Source organism: Pseudoroseomonas ludipueritiae (assembly GCF_014490445.1).
In the GTDB taxonomy this organism is placed as follows: domain Bacteria; phylum Pseudomonadota; class Alphaproteobacteria; order Acetobacterales; family Acetobacteraceae; genus Pseudoroseomonas; species Pseudoroseomonas ludipueritiae.
This window is the reverse complement of sequence record NZ_JACTUZ010000003.1, coordinates 39,910-55,113: the sequence shown is the minus strand read 5'-3', so window position 1 is coordinate 55,113 and position 15,204 is coordinate 39,910. Positions and strand designations below refer to the sequence as shown.

The following is a 15,204-nucleotide window of genomic DNA, read 5'->3' as shown; positions in this document are numbered from 1 at the left end:
CGGCATGACGCCGCGCATCAGCGGGCCTTTTCGACCCGCGCCGCAGTGCTGGCGATATCCGGCGTGCCGCCGCGGGCCGGGGCGGTGCTGGCCTGGCCGCTGCCCAGCACGCCATTGCCGAAGACCTGCGCGGTGACGGCACCATCGGCCCGCTCCTTCAGTTGTTTCCTGAAGAGCCTCGCGGCCTTTTTCCGGCTGTCGCTTTCCGGGTGAGGATGCGTGAAGCGCAGCCGTACCGGCCGGCAGGCATGGCATTCCTCATGCGTCCTGCTCCGGATGGGCTGCCAGGGCGAGGCTCTCCGCCGGCCGGCGGCGCAGCAGCACGGCCAGGAGAGGCCAGAGCAGGAACAGGATGGCCAAGGTGGTCAGCGTGCCCACCAGCCAGTTCGACCACAGGATGCTCAGGGAGCCGTTGGACACCAGCATCGACTGCCGAAAGGCATCTTCCGCCTTGTCACCGATGACCATGGCCAGCACCAAGGGCGCAAGCGGATAGTCGAGCTTCTTCATCAGGTAGCCGGCGATGCCGAAAAGCAGCGCCAGCCACAGGTCGAAGCCGGCCCCGGCCACGGTATAGGCGCCCACCAGGCAGACCGTGACGATGATCGGCCCGATGATCGAGAAGGAGATGGAGAGCATCGCGGCGAAGAGCGGCACCGTCGCCAGGGCCAGCACGACGCCGACGACATTGCCCAGGTACATCGAGGCGATCATGCCCCAGACGAAATCCTTCTGCTCGGCAAAGAGCATCGGCCCCGGGTTCAGCCCCCAGATCATCAGCCCGCCCAGCATCACCGCCGAGGTGGCGGAGCCGGGAATGCCGAGGGAGAGCATCGGCAGCATCGCCGCCGTGCCGGCGGAATGGTCGGCGGTTTCCGGCGCGATCACGCCCTCCGGCTCCCCCTTGCCGAAGCGGCCGCGGTTGCGCGAGACGCGGCGGGCGATGCCGTAGGACATGAAGGAGGCGGCGGTCGGCCCGCCCGGTGTGACGCCCATCCAGACGCCCACCGCGCTGCCGCGCAGCATGGCCAGCCAGTAGCGCGGCATCCGCGCCGCCGCGCGCAGCATGGCGCGTGGGTCGATGCGGCCGCTGGCGCCCTTGAATTCGGGTCCCTCCTCGATGGTCAGCAGCAGCTCGCCGAGCCCGAAGAGGCCGATCACCACCACCAGGAAGGAGATGCCACGGATCAGCTCGTCCAGCCCGAAGGTCAGGCGCATGGAGCCGGAGACCGTGTCCGTCCCCATCATGCCGAAGCCGAAGCCGAGGCAGAGCGACACGATCGTCTTGAGCGGCGCGCCGCCACCGAAGGCGATGAAGGAAGCGAAGGCGAGCAGATAGACCGCGAAATATTCCGGCGGCCCGAAGCGCAGCGCGAAGGAGGCGACGGCCGTGGAGAGCAGCGTGATGACGATGATGCCGACCAGGGCGCCGAAGCCCGCGGAAAGGAAGGCATAGGTCAGCGCCTCCGTCGCGCGCCCCTGCCGCGCCATCGGATATCCGTCGAAGGTGGTGGCGACGGAGGAAGGCTCGCCCGGGATATTGAACAGGATCGAGGTGGTGGAGCCGCCGAAGAGCGCGCCCCAATACAGGCTGGTCAGGAGGATGATGGCCGAGACGGGGTCCATCGAGAAGGTCAGTGGCAGCAGCAGCGTCACGCCATTGGGGGCGCCGAGGCCCGGCAGCACGCCCACCAGGATGCCGAGCAGCACCCCGGACACGATCAGCAGGACGTGGTAGGCGGTGAGCGCGACGCTGAAGCCATGAACCAATGCTTCGAGATTGGCGAACATGGCGTTCCCCTCAGCCCAGGCCGAGCATGATTTCGAGCGGCCCTTTGAGCAGGGGCACCTGGAACCACCGCTCGAACACGATGAAGGTGACGATAGGCACCCCGAGCGCGACGCCGAGGCAGGTTGTCCAGGGGCGGCGGCCGCGCAGCCGGATGGTGAACAGCAGATAGGCCGCCATGGCGACATAGAGGCCAAGCCACTGGGCCAGCGCCACCATGCCGATGATCGGCAGGCCGAACCATAGCACGCGCCCGAGGCCCGCATGGTCGGCCACCGGCACCTGGCGCAGCGCGGCCCGGCCGCGCCAGGCCTGCACCGCCACCAGCACCGCCGCCGCCATCAGGATCAGGGCGACGCGGAAAGGGAAGAAGCCGGCTTGCGGCCCGTCCGACGCCCAGCCCGTGTTCAACTCGGCCGAGCCGTAGAGGCCGCCCAGGCCAATCAGGAACACCAGGCCGGCGAAGATCAGTTCGAGATGCAGTCGGGACAGCATGCCGCCTCTCCTTCCCGCCGGTCAGTTCGTCAGCCATCCTTCCGCGGCAAAGACCTCGCGCGTGGCGGTCTCCTCCGCCTGGATGACGCCGCGCATCTCGTCGCTGCCGATGAAGCGGCCGCTCTGGCTGGTGCGCTGGATGTAATCCTGCCATTCCGGCGTCTCGCTCACCTTGCGGAACACCTCGCTCCAATAGGCCTGCGCCGCCGCCGGCGCGCCGGGGGGCAGGAAGACGGTGCGGGGCATGCGGAATTCCTCCACCGCCACGCCCTGGCTGGCGCAGGTCGGGATGTCGGACCAGCCCTGGGTCTCCGTCACCTTGCCGCCCTGGGGCAGCGGCTCGCGCCGGAAGACGCAGACCGGACGCACCTGCCCGCCGCGCCAGCCGCCGATGCTCTCGGACGGATTGTTGGTATTGGCCTCGATATGCCCGCCGGCGAGTTGCACGCCGACCTCGCCGCCGCCACGGTAGGGGATGTAGTTGAAGCGCACCCCGGCCGCGCGCTGGATCAGCATGGTCAGGGTCTGGTCGGTGTCATGGGTCTGGCTGCCGCCCATGCGGATCGACCCCGGCTTCTCCCGCGCCGCCGCCACCAGGTCGGCGGCGGTCTTGTAGGGGGCGTCCTGCTTCACCCAGAGCATGAATTCGTCGAAGGCCATGATGGCCACCGGCGTCAGGTCGGTGACCTTCCAGTTGACCTTGGCGACCATCGGCAGGGTCCAGGCATTGTTGGTGCCGAAGATCACCTTGTGCGGGTCACCCTTGGCGCCGGTGCCGTAGACGAAGCCCTCGACGCCCGAGCCGCCGCCCTTGTTGGACACCACCACGGAAGTCGGGATCAGATCGTGCTTGGTGATGGCGGCCTGCACGGTGCGGGCGAAGACATCGGTTCCACCCCCGGCGCCGGAGGTGACGACGAATTCCACCGGCCTCGTCGGCTTCCAGGTCGTCTGGGCCTCCGCCGGGAAGATCGCAAGCAAGGCAGCACCAGCGGCAAGCGCCGCCGTCGGGACAAGCTTCATGGAACTCTTTCCTCCTGGATGCTCCGCACGCCCCTTTGGGGTTCTCTGCGGTGTTTCGGTGGATCTAGGGACCCGCAACCTCCCTGGCCGCCATGCGGGCCGCGAGCAGCAGCGCGTTGCGCATGGCGCCCGGATGGGCGATTCCCCGCCCCGCGATGTCATAGGCGGTGCCATGCGCGGCGGTGCAGATCGGGAAGGGGAAGCCGCCCATCAGCGTGACCCCCGCCTCGAAACCAATCAGCTTCATCGCGATCTGCCCCTGGTCGTGGTACATCGTCAGCACGGCATCGAAGTCTCCGCGCCGGGCGCGCACGAACACCGTATCGGCCGGGAAAGGGCCGTCGCAGCCGATCTGCTGCGCCTTGCCCTCCTCGACGGCGGGGCCGATGACCTCGATCTCCTCGCGGCCGAAATTGCCATTGTCGCCGGCATGCGGGTTGAGCGCGGCAACGGCGATGCGCGGGCGCGCGATGCCCGCCGCCCGCAAGGCATCATGGGTCAGGCGCAGGTTGTCCAGGATGGTCTGCCGGCTGAGCAGGGAGGCAACATCCTTGAGCGGCACGTGCGAGGTGACACGGGCATTCCACAGCCCTTCCAGCACGTTGAACTCCTTGGCCACGCCATGGAAGCCGATGGCCTCCGCGGTGAAGCCGATCTCGTCCTCATAGCCAGGGGTCACCAGCCGCATCGCCGCCTTGTTGAAGGGCGTGAAGCAGACCGCATCGGCCTCGCCGGCGGCGGCCATCGCCAGCGCCCGGCGGAAGTTCTCCGTGGCAAAGCGGCCGCCAGCTTCGGAGATCTGCCCCAGCGGAACCTCGGCCGGGTCGCAATGGGCCAGGTCGATCAGGAGTGGCCGCTCCGTCCGAGGGGCTGATGCCGGAACATCCGCCGCGATGTCGATGTCCAGATCGAGGCCAGCCACCCGCGCGCCCTCGGCCAGCACACGGGCATCTCCGAAGACGGTGATCGAGGCCGCCGCGCGGACATCGTCATCGGCCAGGACCTTGGCCGCGAGTTCAGGCGAGATACCGGCCGCGTCGCCCATGGCCAAGGCGATCCGAGGCTTGGCGGAAAATGCAGCCTGCATCCTCATGGAGATGGGCCCTTCTGGTAAACCCCTGTCCGATTATACTGCATACAGTATTTTCGGAGTCAACGTGGTAAGCCAGGCCTCTCAGCAGCATCGTTTAGGAAGCCCAGTCATGGACGCGGAATGGGACGCGCATCCGCAACAAGCAGCCGCCCCGGCGGATGGGCCAATCATCCGCCGCCCGTTGCAGGAGGAGGTGGCGGTCAGGCTCAGAGACCTCATCACCCAGGGCCTTATCCCGGCCGGTGCCCGGCTGAATGAGGTGGCGCTTTGCGCGCAGCTTGGCGTCTCCCGCACACCGCTGCGGGAGGCCGTGCGGGTGCTTGCCGGCGAAGGGCTGGTGGAACTGGTGCCAGCCCGGGGTGCGGTGGTGCGCCGGCTGACGCGCAAGGATGTGGCCGACAGCCTGGTCGTCCTGAAATCCCTGGAGATGCTGGCAGGCCGCCTGGCCTGCTCCGAAGGCTCCGCCGCCGGCATCGCGGCTATCGAAGCGCTGCACCATGGGATGATGCAGTGTTACAAGGCCCAGGACCGCCTTGCCTATTTCAAGCTGAATCAGTCCATCCATACAGGCATCGTGGCACTACCGGGTAATGCGACGCTGATCTGGGCACATGAAGCGATCCAGTCCCGCATGAAACATATCCGCTTCATTGGCAATGCCGGCCCGGAGAAATGGGCCGATGCCGTTGCCGAGCACGAGGAGATGATCCGGAGCCTGAAGGCGCGCGACGGAGAAGCGCTGGCTCACATCCTGGGAAAGCACCTGGACAATACCTACGAGCGGGTGAAGGAACTGATCTAAGGCTCTGTCGGCGCCTGGATGTGCGTCCCGTGCTCCAAGGATGACCAGAGCACCGACAATCAGGATCTTGGGGAATTGATCCGGCACTCCAGGCGCCGCCGGTCAGGATGAGAATCATCTTGATCTCGACGCAGAAGTGCTGAGCCGCGAGACAGCCATACCTCACACCGACGATGGTTTTGCCCGGCGCTGAGGCCGCTTCGGCTATGTCGCGGCCCCGCTCATTCCGCGCCAAGGGCATGGAAGCGTATCAACCTGGCTCAGCGAGAAGACACGACACATCATCCCGTCACACCGACACGGCACGTGCCAATACAGGCTTCACGTCAGTGAAACGCGCAACGTCGGCCATGACTTCAGAAGTGTCAGCCGAAGCAAGTGAAGCTGCGAGTGCTGCATCATCACGAAAGCGAAGTTCACAGATCGCGATGGTTCCGTCCTGCGCGGCGGCCGGAAAGAAAGCGGCGGCACTCTCCAGGCCGTGCCCCTCCCAGGCTTTCATGACCAGAGGCAGATGGGTCCCGACATAGTAGCCACGGTCGAAACGTGTCGTCGCGCTGCCCTGGTAAGTGACATAGATGATCGTGGGAGCAGTGGCGGACATGGAACCTCCTGATGATCCGGTAACTGTGGATTACGCCCTGCTGCCTCGGCGACGCCTGGACCGGGGACCTGCCGGATGTCAGGAGCATGCTAAACTGTCCCCGACACAACCCACTTTGCAACGAAATACTGCCTGGCCGGGCCAGGGCGGGACTGCCGCGCTTGCCCATGCGCCCACCAATCCTGACCTCAGGTCATCATCATTCCGCCGGCGACATCCACGACCTGCCCGGTGACGAAGGATGCCTCGCCGGAAGCAAGGTAAAGCGCCAGGTCTGCTACTTCCTCCGGCTTGCCGAGCCGCCGCAGTGGCGTAGCCGCCACCTGGCGCTGGTTCACCTCGTCCGGCACCGTCCGGATCAGCGGGGTATCGATGCGGCCCGGTGCAATCGCATTGACACGAATGCCATAGGGACCGAGTTCGCCGGCCAGATGCTTGGTCAAGCCGATCAGTGCGGCCTTGGTGGCGGCATAATGGGCGCCAACCACCATGGAATAGGTCCGGCCGGCGATCGAGGACATGTTGACGATGCTGCCGTGCCCTGCCGCACGCATTGCCGGCGTAAGCAGGCGGATGGCGTTGAAGCAGCCACTGAGGTTGACGGCGACAACGCGGTTCCATTCATCCGGCGCCATCTCCCATGCCTCGTGCGCCCGCCCGTCATGCTTGGGCGAGATGCCGGCATTGTTCACCAATGTGTCGAAAGGCACACCGAGTTCAGCCTGCAGGGCATCCACCGCTGCCGAAAGCGCCGCATAGTCAGCCACATCCGCCGTGGCGGCACACGCCCTGCCGCCATTCCCCTGGATCGCCCTGGATACATCCTCGGCACGGTCGGAAGACGCGTCCAGCACCCCGACAGCCGCGCCGCGGCGGCCAAAAGCCATGGCGATGGCGGCGCCGATACCCTGACCTGCACCGGTGACCAGTACGCAGCGGCCGGCATGGCTTGGGCGGGTAGCCAGATCCTGCATGGACATCACGCTCTCAGATTCCGAGATAAGCGCGGCGCACATGATCGTCGCGCAACAAAGCAGAACCGCTATCGCTCATGGTGATCTCGCCATTCTCCAAGACGTAGCCGCGGTCGGCGATAGAAAGGGTGCGGAACACATTCTGCTCCACCAGCAGAACCGTGACGCCGGTTTGCACGATGCGCTCCACCACATCGAAAACCTGGGAGACAATGATGGGGGCGAGGCCGAGCGAGGGTTCATCGAACATCAGCAGCTTCGGCCGTGCCATCATGCCGCGCGCGATCGCCACCATCTGTTGCTCCCCGCCCGAAAGGGAGCCGGCATGCTGGTCGAGCCGTTCCCTGACCCGGGGAAACAGCTCCAGCACCTCCTCCATGGTCTGTTCCATTCGGGCGCGGGCATGTGGCGTATAGGCACCCATGCGAAGATTGTCGCGTACGCTCATAAAGGGAAACAGTTGCCTCCCTTCCGGAATCAGGGTGATGCCGCGCGCGACCACCTCGTGCGGCGACAGGCGGCCGATCTCCTCGCCCTCGAAGGTGATGCGCCCGGCACTCGGCCGTACCAGCCCGGCAATGGTGCGCAGCGTGGTGGTCTTGCCCGCGCCATTGGCGCCAACGATGGTGACGACCTCGCCTGAGCGCACCTCGATATTGATGCCATGGAGGATGGTCGTGCGGCCGTAGCCTGCCTGGACATCATGCAGGGTGAGCATCGACGAAATCCTTCCCGAGATAAGCTTCGATCACCATGGGATCGCGCACTACCTCCTTCGGCTGGCCCTCCGCGATAACCCGGCCGGAATTCAGCACCACCACGTGATCCGAAAGGGCCATGATGGCCTGCATCACGTGCTCGATGGCGATGATACTCACGCCGTCGTCACGGATCTGCTCGATCATGCGAATGGCGCGGCGGACATCGGTCTGGTTCAGGCCGGCCATCACCTCGTCCAGCAGCAGGATACGCGGCTCCATCGCCATGACGCGCGCGACCTCCAGCCGCTTCAGCCCACCGATGGTGAGCGAGCGTGCTTCCAGGTCACGCTGCGACCACAGCCCCATGCGCGCGGCGGTTTCCAACGCCTTCTCGCGCGCCTCGGCCCGGCCAGGGTGGCGGTGGAAGGCGCCGATCATGATATTCTCCAGCACCGTCATGGCCGCGAACGGCTGGACGATCTGGAACGTGCGGCCGACGCCGGCATGGGCAAAGCCATGCGGCGTCGCCGGCGTCACGAGGCTACCATCTGCCAGCCGCACCCGCACCACGCCGCTCTGTGGCGCAAGGAAGCCGGATAGCTGGTTGAACAGCGTGGTCTTGCCGGCGCCATTGGGGCCGATGATGCCAAGCACCTCACCCTGCCGCAGCGACAGGCTCACGTCCGTTGTAACGGCGAGGCCACCGAAGCGCTTGTTCAGGTGTTCGGCCACCAGGATGGGCTCGCCCAGCGGCGGACGAGCGGGGCGGGCTTCCGCCGGGACGCTGGCAGCAGGAGCACCGGCCTCTACATCCGCGGCATCGGACGCCGTCTTGCGGCGAAGCAACCCCGCCAGACCGTCCGGCAGGAACAGAACAATCAGCACCAGCACCGTGCCGTAGACAAAGCCGTGCAACCCAAGTGCCGAGGCACCGAGCCAGCCACGCGCCAGTTCTGTGAGGGGCACGACCAGCAATGTGCCGAAAAGCGGCCCCAGCACCGTCCCGATGCCACCTATGAGAGCGAACATCGCGATCTGGACGGAAAAGGCGAGGGAGAACATCGCCTCCGGCTCGATGAAAGTCAGGTACATGCCGTGGAAGGTGCCGACCATGGAGGTCAGCGCCGCCGACACCGCCACGGCCGCCAAGCGGATGCGCAGTGTGTTGACCCCGGCCGCCGCCGCCGCAGGCTCACGCTCCCGCGTCGCCACCAGGTAATAGCCGAAGCGAGAGTGGCGGATCCATCCACTCACCGCCAGTGTAAAGGCGAGCATCCCGAAGGCGATCAGCAGTGAAGGCCAGCGATCAAAGAAGATCATCCACTGCCAGCCGGTCTGCAGCGGCACCATCAAGCCAACAGCGCCGCCGGTAAGGCCGGTGAAGTGCAGTGCCAGGAGGCGTATGACCTGCAGGAAGGCGATGGTCGCCAGCGCAAAGAAGGGCCCGCGCAGGCGGAAGCAGGGCAGGCCGATGCCCACCCCCACCAGCGCCGAGACAAGTGCGCCGCCCAACATGCCGATCCAGGGCGAGATGCCGTAGGGCACCAGCAATGCAGCGGTATAGGCCCCGATGCCATAGAAAATCGCGTGCCCGAGGGAAAGCTGCCCGGCAAAGCCGCCAACGATGTTCCAGGCCGTCGCCAGCGCACCATACAGGCAGATGGTGATGAAGACATGGGATACGAAATCGTCACCCACCAGCAAAGGCACGGCAAGGATCAGCGCCAGAAGGGCGGCAACGCCGATGCTGGCGGCGTCAACGCGGCGCGCCGGCCGCTGTGTGGCGGGCACCGTCATGTCGTTCATGGGCCGATCCTTATTCGGAGCCACGGCCGAGGCCGAACAGGCCTGTCGGCCGCAGCAACAGGATTCCGATGAACAAGGCGAAGATCACCACCTCCTTCAGGTCCGGCGCGATGTAGAAGCCGCTGAGGCTGTCCACGAGGCCGATGATCAGCGCGCCGACGAAGGCGCCGTGCAGGCTGCCCATGCCACCCAGCACCACGACCACGAAAGCAGTGAGCACGAAGTAGGTGCCCACTGTGGGGGAGGTCGGATAGATCGGCGCCACCAGAACCGCCGCCACCCCGACACAGGCAGCGCCGATGCCGAAGGTCACCATGTAGATGCGCTTCACATCCACACCCATCAGCTGTGCCGCGGCGCGGTGCTGCGCCGTGGCGCGGATGGCCCGCCCGAGATAGCTGCGTTCCATGAACAGGTGCAGCGCGGTAACCACGAGGATGCCGCAGACGAACATCACCAACTGCCCTACCAGGACACGGTACGGCCCAAAGGAGATGGAGTCGCGCACACCGCTGGAGGGTGTCGCGTAGAGGTCGGCGCCGAACACCAGCAGTGCCAGGTTGATGAGCGCGGTGGATAAGCCGACCGTGGCGAAAATCTGCACATGCGCATCCCGCGCTTCCAACAGCGGTTGCAGGATGAAACGCTGGATCAGCAGCCCGAGCACGAAGAGCACCAGCACCACCGGAGGCGCCAGAAGATAAGGATGCACCCCGAGCTTGGTGGCGCCGATCCAGGTGAGATACATGCCCACCATCAGCAACTCGCCATGGGCGAAATTGACCAGGCGGATGATGCCGAAGATCAATGTCAACCCGACGCTGATGATGGCGAAAAGCCCGCCCAGCATCAACCCATTCAGCACCAGTTGCACGAAGGTGTCCATGCGGGGCGGGCTCCTTCCCGGTCTTCAGCGGTTCAGGCGGATCTCAGATACCGCTGCTTCTGGCGGAAAGACGGTGACCAGCTTGCCGTCCTGCCACTGCAGGCCCATCATCTTGGCGCGCTCATTCTGCCCGTCCGCGCCGAACTTCACGCCCCAGCCTTCCGCAGTACCGCCATCAGGGATGTCCACCGCGGCCACGGCAGCACGGATGTCATCGGCTGAGGTGGATTTTGCGCTCGCCACAGCTTCAAGGAAGACCTTGGCGCCGACGTAGTTGCCAAGGCTGTGGCCTGAGCGCGGCTCCATGTTGTACTTCGCGCGGTAGGCCTCAACGAATTTGTCGATGCCCGGCGCAGCCTGCGGATTCGTGGCGATCTGCGTGAAGTCGACGTTCAGCACACCTTCCATCACCTCCTGGCCTACCGCCTGCATGGTCTCGCGCAGCGAGTAGCCGCCGCCGCCGCCGATGATGGCGCGCGGCTTGAAGCCGGCCTCCCTGGCTTGGCGGAAGAACAACACCGTGTCGTTCTGATAGGAGGTTTGCAGCACAACATCAGCCTTGGCTGCCTGCAGCCGCAGGATCAGCGACGACATGTCAACGACGTTGGCCGGATAAGGCATCGTCTCGACGATCTTCAGCCCGCGCTCCTTGGCATAGGCCGTCTGATAGCGCCCAACCGTGGTGCCATAGAGGCTATCCTCATGGATGATGGCGACGTTGAGGCTGCCCGGCTCCACAGAAAGGCCCTTGGCCACGGCGTTCACCACCATGTCGACAGAGCGTTCGGCCATGTTGCGGGCGGTGGGATTGGTGCGGAACAGGTAACGGAACTTGCGCTCGGTGATGGCATCTGAGACCGCGCCCATCTCGAAGTATGGAATGCGTGCCAGCTCCGCCACCTGGCTCGCCACCTGGGCGCGCGCGGAGGAGTAGGTGCCGAAGATCGCCTTGACGCCACCCACCGAGATTAACCGCCGCGCCTCGGCCACCGCCTGGTTGTTGTCCACCGCGTCTCCGCGCATCAGCACGATCTTCTCGCCCTTGATGCCACCTGCTGCGTTGCGTTCCTCGACAGCCAGTTCCAGCCCGCGCCAGCTCTCGTCGCCGAGCACCGCCAGTTCACCGCTGAAGGGATACAAAGCGCCGAAGCGAACCTCGGCGCCGGCCGGCTGTGCTGCCGCGATACCCGTGCTGAGCAGGAGGCCCAGCGTAACTCTCCGTGTCCAACGCCGCGTGTTCATCTTATTTTCCTCCCTGTTCTATCGTCCGTATATTCGGGTTCAGCCGTCTCTCGGCCGCAGCAGGGAGCGTCAACTTTCTGCTGTCCTGTGGCTGCGGCTGCGGCACCTCCTGCAGCTCCAAGCCGGCACGGCGCAGGTCTCGCGGAGGAACTGCATCAGAAGGGGGAAGGGTATGTGTTGTCGTAGAAGGTCACCGGCGGACGCGCATCGGGGTCGGTGATGACATCCACCACGGTGGGCCGATCCTGCTGCCAGGCCTCTTGCAAGGCGGCATCGAGATCGGCCGCACGCTCCACGCGTATGCCATGGCAGCCGCAGGCGCGGGCGATTGCCGCATGGTCTACAGGCGCGAAGTGACAGGCTTCAGTATGGGCCCCAAAGATCACGTCCTCGGCATGTTTCTGATATCCGAGGATTTGATTGTTGAGCACAACTACTGGAATGTCGAGCTTGAGCCGGAGGGCCGTCTCCAGCTCCGCCCAGGTATGGGCGAAGCCACCATCGCCGGCGAGGCACACCACCTTCCGAGCCGGGGCTGCCAGCTTTGCCCCGATGGCCAGCGGCAGGCCCCAGCCGAGGCCGGCCAGTCCTCGCGGCGTCAGAAAGCGCATGCCAGGCCGCTGCGCCGTCAGGTAGTTCGCGACCCAGATGGAGGAGTAGCTGGCATCGGCGGCGACGATGGTGTCAGCGTCGATGATGTTTTCCAGCGCCTGCATGACGCGCTCGGGGCGGATCGGTTCGCGGTCATTCGTGCGGATGTGGTGGGTGAAGCGGCGCCAGTCTTCGACGCCCTCTCGGATATGGGCCTCCATCCTGGAGCGTGCGTTGGCGCGGTGTGAAAGATCCTCGGCCAGCATCGCGTCGTGCAGCGCTTGCAGCGTCAGCTTCGCATCACCGGCGAGGCGAAGTGCCTCGTAATTTCGGCCAATCTCCGTGCTGTCGATGTCGATCTGGATGTAGCGGGCGTTCTGCGGGTACAGCTTCCAACTGTCGGTACCGTTCTGGTTGGCCCGGTTGCCGACCAGCAACACGACATCCGCTTCCTCAACCAGTGGCCGCAGTGCCCGGCCGCGGGCGCCATGCCCCATGAAGTAGCCGACCACGCCGAGCGATAATGGATGCGTTTCCGCCACAGCGCCTTTGCCCATAACCGTGGTGGCGACCGGCAGGTGCCCATGCTCCTGCAACATCGCCAGAGCCTCGCAGGCGCCAGAGGCATGCACGCCGCCACCGGCGATCACCAGCGGCGCGCGGGCCGCCGCGAGCAGCCTCGCTGCTTCTCGCACCGCCGCCGGGTCCGCTACACTGCGGTCCAAGGGGTATCGGCCAAGGTCGGCCTGCCGCTTCTCGGCGGCGCGGGCTGTCTCGGTCAGCAGGTCGGCCGGCAGGATCAGCGCCACGGGACCCGGGCGGCCACCATTGGCTTGCGCGAAGGCCAGATCAACCATCTCCTCAACGCGGGAGGCGTGGTCGATGCGCCGGGCCCACTTTGTGCAGCCGTCGAACAGCTTCAGATGATCGAGTTCCTGGAAGGCGTTCTTCTCCGTGGTGTCGCGCGCCACGTCCTGGACCAGGGCAACGATGGGGATGGAGGCTTTCAGTGCCTCCGCCAGTGGCGGCACCAGCAAGGTCGCGGCAGGACCGTTCTGCGCTGCCACCACGCCGGTGCGGCCGCTGATGCGTGCGTAACCATCCGCCATCGTGCCGCCGGCATTCTCGGCGCGATAGGTCGCCTGCCGGATACCGGCCTGAGGCGCTGCCAGAAAGAAGCTGGAGGGGATGCTCTGCCCGAAGACAATCTCAACCCCGTGACGGCGAAAGGCAGTGGCCAAGCGCATGGCGACGGACTCGTTCACGCCGGGCCTGTTGGCCGGCATGGCGGTATCCATGGCGGTCTCCCTCCCTCATTGACGCTGTGGCCGCGTCATTTGTTATAACAGTGAAATTCTGGCATTGAGCTTGTCAATGACAAAAGCGCCTGCGCCGCGGTTGCCCCGGTCAAGCTCCGGCAGAGTGCTTGACCCCGTCCCGCGCGAGAGTCTGAGTGAAAGAGCCTATCGCGCCTTGCGGTCCGCACTGATGCTGAGCCGCCTGAAGCCGGGGGAGAAGTTGCAGTTGCGGCCGCTGGCAGCGCAACTCGGCATCAGTGCAACACCTGTGCGTGAGGCCTTGCTCCGCTTGGTGTCGGAGCAAGCCCTGTCCATGGACGAGCGCGGAACCGTGGTGGTCCCCTCCATCAGCCGGGAAAGGTTCCTGGAGATCCGCCATCTACGCTGCCAGCTGGAAGGCGAGGCTGCGCTGGCGGCAGCACATCGCGTCACACCGGCCGATATAGGGGCGCTGACTGCGGTACACGCGTCGATGATGGAAGCTGAGCGAGCCAAGAACTTTGTTGCTGCTGTTCAGGCGAACGAGAAATTCCACTTTGGTATATGCCGCCTTGCGGCGATGCCCGTGCTCCTCGGGTTGGTGGAAAATCTCTGGATGCAATGTGGGCCGCTGCTCAGCCGCCTCTATGAAGTGGCGCCTCTGTACAACGGGCACCAGGAAGCGCTGACGGCATTGTCGAATGGTGATGCAGAAGGGGTTCGCACGGCGATGATCCGCGATATCGATGAAGGCAGTCGGCCCTTGTTGGCGCTTTTAAACAGCGATGCTTCTAGTAGAGTCTAATCTCGTCACCCTCGCTCTGGCGATGCAATGCCATCTTGCTCCTGTTTCTCACACGGAAGTAGCAAGTAGGAATTCAGATGGCTTGACGACTTCCTCCCGTGCCTCCGATAGGTTGTCATGCCGGGCATGTTCCTGCTGAAACGACGCGCGGGTTCCCGGCGCGGGGAGGCAGGGGGCACCCTGGTCCATGCCTGTTGCGAGGGAAGGGGAGGGGGAGGCGCCGCCCAGGCGGCCCCGACGCCCCCACCATCGGCAGTCGCGGTTCGAACACGTGCCCCAGCCACAACTCGACCCGCGCAGTGCCTGATAGTTCCCGCCGCGAGCCATCCGCTCGTTCAACCCATTGTTGTCCCGCGGCGCCGTCCGCCCCGCCATCCAGGCCGAAGGGCGCGACCTCGCGGTGCGATGCCACGATCACGGCGGTCTTCGGCTCCATGAAGCGCAGGCGCCGGACCGACCCGTTGCCGCCGCGGTGCTGCCCGGCACCACCCGAGCCCCGGCGGCAGGAAGGTGCAGGGCGGGATCAGGAGCCGGATCGGCTTGAGGCATCTGTCATTGAGGGGGATCTTCGTGCCCACCAAGCAGCGGAACACGTAGAGCACGACCGCGCGTCACCGCCGGCGGGGTGATGAAGTTCGTGGGATTCTGCGGGCTGGTGCCGGTGAATTCCACCGTGGTGTGGACACGCAGCGGCCACAACGCTCTCCTCCAGCTGGTGTCGCGCCAGAGGTGATGCCGCCGATGTCGGCATGGTGCCCGCGCAGGAAGAACAGGATTGCGCGCCACGCGGCGTCGAAGACCGGGGTGGCCACCGCGACATCGGGCAGGCGCGGGCGACCGTTGAAGGGGTTGTTCAACGCGACCACGTCAGCCGGCCGCAGCGGGCCGTGCCCTTGGCCCCCGTGGTCGCAGCACGGTTCTTCACGCTCTCATCGATATCAGCCGCTGCGACGATGCCTGCCCAACAGTGAGGCCGTACTTCTGCGGCCTGCCAGCTCCTGAACCGGCCTTGTGCTGCGGTCAGGCAGAAGGTGCCGTGAGCGGAACGGACTCTCTCGCGAATGCACCGCAGGCGTGGGAGCCTAAGGGATTTCTGCTATCTCGATCAGGTATCCA

At 65.5% G+C, this 15,204-nt stretch carries 15 protein-coding genes and 1 pseudogene; 2 read left to right on the top strand and 14 right to left on the bottom strand.

Features of this window, described 5'->3' with window-relative positions; all coding sequences use genetic code 11:
• Positions 1 to 17: 17 nt before the first annotated feature.
• The 5 genes from IBL25_RS27450 to IBL25_RS01905 form a co-directional block, all read right to left on the bottom strand.
• A complete protein-coding gene (locus IBL25_RS27450; protein ID WP_194433579.1) occupies positions 18 to 230 on the bottom strand; it encodes a type 2 periplasmic-binding domain-containing protein in 213 nt (70 codons plus the stop codon).
• Between the two features lie 28 nt (positions 231 to 258).
• Positions 259 to 1,791 carry a tripartite tricarboxylate transporter permease gene (locus IBL25_RS01920; protein ID WP_187776870.1) on the bottom strand — a complete coding sequence of 511 codons (1,533 nt, stop codon included), beginning with the start codon at positions 1,789 to 1,791 and terminating at the stop codon, positions 259 to 261.
• Between the two features lie 10 nt (positions 1,792 to 1,801).
• Positions 1,802 to 2,284 carry a tripartite tricarboxylate transporter TctB family protein gene (locus IBL25_RS01915; protein WP_187776869.1) on the bottom strand — a complete coding sequence of 161 codons (483 nt, stop codon included), beginning with the start codon at positions 2,282 to 2,284 and terminating at the stop codon, positions 1,802 to 1,804.
• 21 nt (positions 2,285 to 2,305) lie between these two features.
• Positions 2,306 to 3,307, bottom strand: coding sequence for a Bug family tripartite tricarboxylate transporter substrate binding protein (locus IBL25_RS01910; protein WP_187776868.1), 1,002 nt, complete (start codon positions 3,305 to 3,307; stop codon positions 2,306 to 2,308).
• A gap of 64 nt (positions 3,308 to 3,371) precedes the next feature.
• The gene (locus IBL25_RS01905; protein ID WP_238940147.1) at positions 3,372 to 4,352 is read right to left on the bottom strand and encodes a 4-hydroxythreonine-4-phosphate dehydrogenase PdxA; all 981 of its coding nucleotides are present in this window, start codon (positions 4,350 to 4,352) and stop codon (positions 3,372 to 3,374) included.
• Between IBL25_RS01905 and IBL25_RS01900 the strand changes: the two genes are divergently transcribed.
• Complete coding sequence (locus tag IBL25_RS01900) at positions 4,351 to 5,202, top strand: GntR family transcriptional regulator (RefSeq protein ID WP_238940146.1); 852 nt, start codon at positions 4,351 to 4,353, stop codon at positions 5,200 to 5,202. The two genes, IBL25_RS01905 and IBL25_RS01900, sit on opposite strands and share 2 nt — an antisense overlap.
• A 289-nt stretch (positions 5,203 to 5,491) precedes the next feature.
• On the opposite strand, the gene IBL25_RS01895 is transcribed toward IBL25_RS01900, so the two are convergent.
• From IBL25_RS01895 to IBL25_RS01865, 7 genes are all read right to left on the bottom strand, one after another.
• A complete protein-coding gene (locus tag IBL25_RS01895) occupies positions 5,492 to 5,806 on the bottom strand; it encodes an EthD family reductase (RefSeq protein ID WP_187776866.1) in 315 nt (104 codons plus the stop codon).
• A 188-nt stretch (positions 5,807 to 5,994) separates the two neighbouring features.
• Positions 5,995 to 6,786, bottom strand: a complete 792-nt coding sequence (fabG, locus tag IBL25_RS01890) for a 3-oxoacyl-ACP reductase FabG (RefSeq protein ID WP_187776865.1) — start codon at positions 6,784 to 6,786, stop codon at positions 5,995 to 5,997.
• Positions 6,787 to 6,793: 7 nt separating this feature from the next.
• Positions 6,794 to 7,498, bottom strand: coding sequence for an ABC transporter ATP-binding protein (locus IBL25_RS01885; RefSeq protein ID WP_187776864.1), 705 nt, complete (start codon positions 7,496 to 7,498; stop codon positions 6,794 to 6,796).
• Positions 7,482 to 9,287 carry a branched-chain amino acid ABC transporter ATP-binding protein/permease gene (locus tag IBL25_RS01880; protein ID WP_187776863.1) on the bottom strand — a complete coding sequence of 602 codons (1,806 nt, stop codon included), beginning with the start codon at positions 9,285 to 9,287 and terminating at the stop codon, positions 7,482 to 7,484. The genes IBL25_RS01885 and IBL25_RS01880 overlap by 17 nt, the downstream gene beginning before the upstream one ends.
• Positions 9,288 to 9,297: 10 nt before the next feature.
• Positions 9,298 to 10,173: a branched-chain amino acid ABC transporter permease gene (locus IBL25_RS01875; protein WP_187776862.1), complete on the bottom strand. Its 876-nt coding sequence runs from the start codon at positions 10,171 to 10,173 to the stop codon at positions 9,298 to 9,300.
• Positions 10,174 to 10,197: 24 nt separating this feature from the next.
• Positions 10,198 to 11,415, bottom strand: a complete 1,218-nt coding sequence (locus IBL25_RS01870) for an ABC transporter substrate-binding protein (protein WP_187776861.1) — start codon at positions 11,413 to 11,415, stop codon at positions 10,198 to 10,200.
• A 155-nt stretch (positions 11,416 to 11,570) separates the two neighbouring features.
• On the bottom strand, positions 11,571 to 13,304 hold the full coding sequence (locus tag IBL25_RS01865) for an acetolactate synthase catalytic subunit (protein ID WP_187776860.1): 1,734 nt from the start codon (positions 13,302 to 13,304) through the stop codon (positions 11,571 to 11,573).
• 76 nt (positions 13,305 to 13,380) lie between these two features.
• Between IBL25_RS01865 and IBL25_RS01860 the strand changes: the two genes are divergently transcribed.
• Complete coding sequence (locus tag IBL25_RS01860) at positions 13,381 to 14,088, top strand: GntR family transcriptional regulator (RefSeq protein ID WP_275295939.1); 708 nt, start codon at positions 13,381 to 13,383, stop codon at positions 14,086 to 14,088.
• Between the two features lie 115 nt (positions 14,089 to 14,203).
• Here the strand turns inward: IBL25_RS01860 and IBL25_RS26760 are convergent.
• Together IBL25_RS26760 and IBL25_RS26630 are read right to left on the bottom strand one after the other, a co-directional pair.
• Positions 14,204 to 14,536 (bottom strand): annotated as a pseudogene (locus tag IBL25_RS26760) (hypothetical protein); the annotation flags it as partial.
• 163 nt (positions 14,537 to 14,699) lie between these two features.
• A complete protein-coding gene (locus IBL25_RS26630; protein ID WP_367615526.1) occupies positions 14,700 to 14,954 on the bottom strand; it encodes a hydantoinase B/oxoprolinase family protein in 255 nt (84 codons plus the stop codon).
• Positions 14,955 to 15,204: the final 250 nt, after the last annotated feature.

Bases quoted from the DNA above. Each gene is read 5' to 3' on its own strand.
- IBL25_RS01920 (WP_187776870.1), bottom strand. From the start codon at position 1,791: ATGTTCGCCAATCTCGAAGCATTGGTTCATGGCTTCAGCGTCGCGCTC.
- IBL25_RS01915 (WP_187776869.1), bottom strand. From the start codon at position 2,284: ATGCTGTCCCGACTGCATCTCGAACTGATCTTCGCCGGCCTGGTGTTC.
- IBL25_RS01910 (WP_187776868.1), bottom strand. From the start codon at position 3,307: ATGAAGCTTGTCCCGACGGCGGCGCTTGCCGCTGGTGCTGCCTTGCTT.
- IBL25_RS01900 (WP_238940146.1), top strand. From the start codon at position 4,351: ATGGCCAAGGCGATCCGAGGCTTGGCGGAAAATGCAGCCTGCATCCTC.
- IBL25_RS01905 (WP_238940147.1), bottom strand. From the start codon at position 4,352: ATGGGCGACGCGGCCGGTATCTCGCCTGAACTCGCGGCCAAGGTCCTG.
- IBL25_RS01895 (WP_187776866.1), bottom strand. From the start codon at position 5,806: ATGTCCGCCACTGCTCCCACGATCATCTATGTCACTTACCAGGGCAGC.
- fabG (WP_187776865.1), bottom strand. From the start codon at position 6,786: ATGTCCATGCAGGATCTGGCTACCCGCCCAAGCCATGCCGGCCGCTGC.
- IBL25_RS01885 (WP_187776864.1), bottom strand. From the start codon at position 7,498: ATGCTCACCCTGCATGATGTCCAGGCAGGCTACGGCCGCACGACCATC.
- IBL25_RS01880 (WP_187776863.1), bottom strand. From the start codon at position 9,287: ATGAACGACATGACGGTGCCCGCCACACAGCGGCCGGCGCGCCGCGTT.
- IBL25_RS01875 (WP_187776862.1), bottom strand. From the start codon at position 10,173: ATGGACACCTTCGTGCAACTGGTGCTGAATGGGTTGATGCTGGGCGGG.
- IBL25_RS01870 (WP_187776861.1), bottom strand. From the start codon at position 11,415: ATGAACACGCGGCGTTGGACACGGAGAGTTACGCTGGGCCTCCTGCTC.
- IBL25_RS01865 (WP_187776860.1), bottom strand. From the start codon at position 13,304: ATGGATACCGCCATGCCGGCCAACAGGCCCGGCGTGAACGAGTCCGTC.
- IBL25_RS01860 (WP_275295939.1), top strand. From the start codon at position 13,381: ATGACAAAAGCGCCTGCGCCGCGGTTGCCCCGGTCAAGCTCCGGCAGA.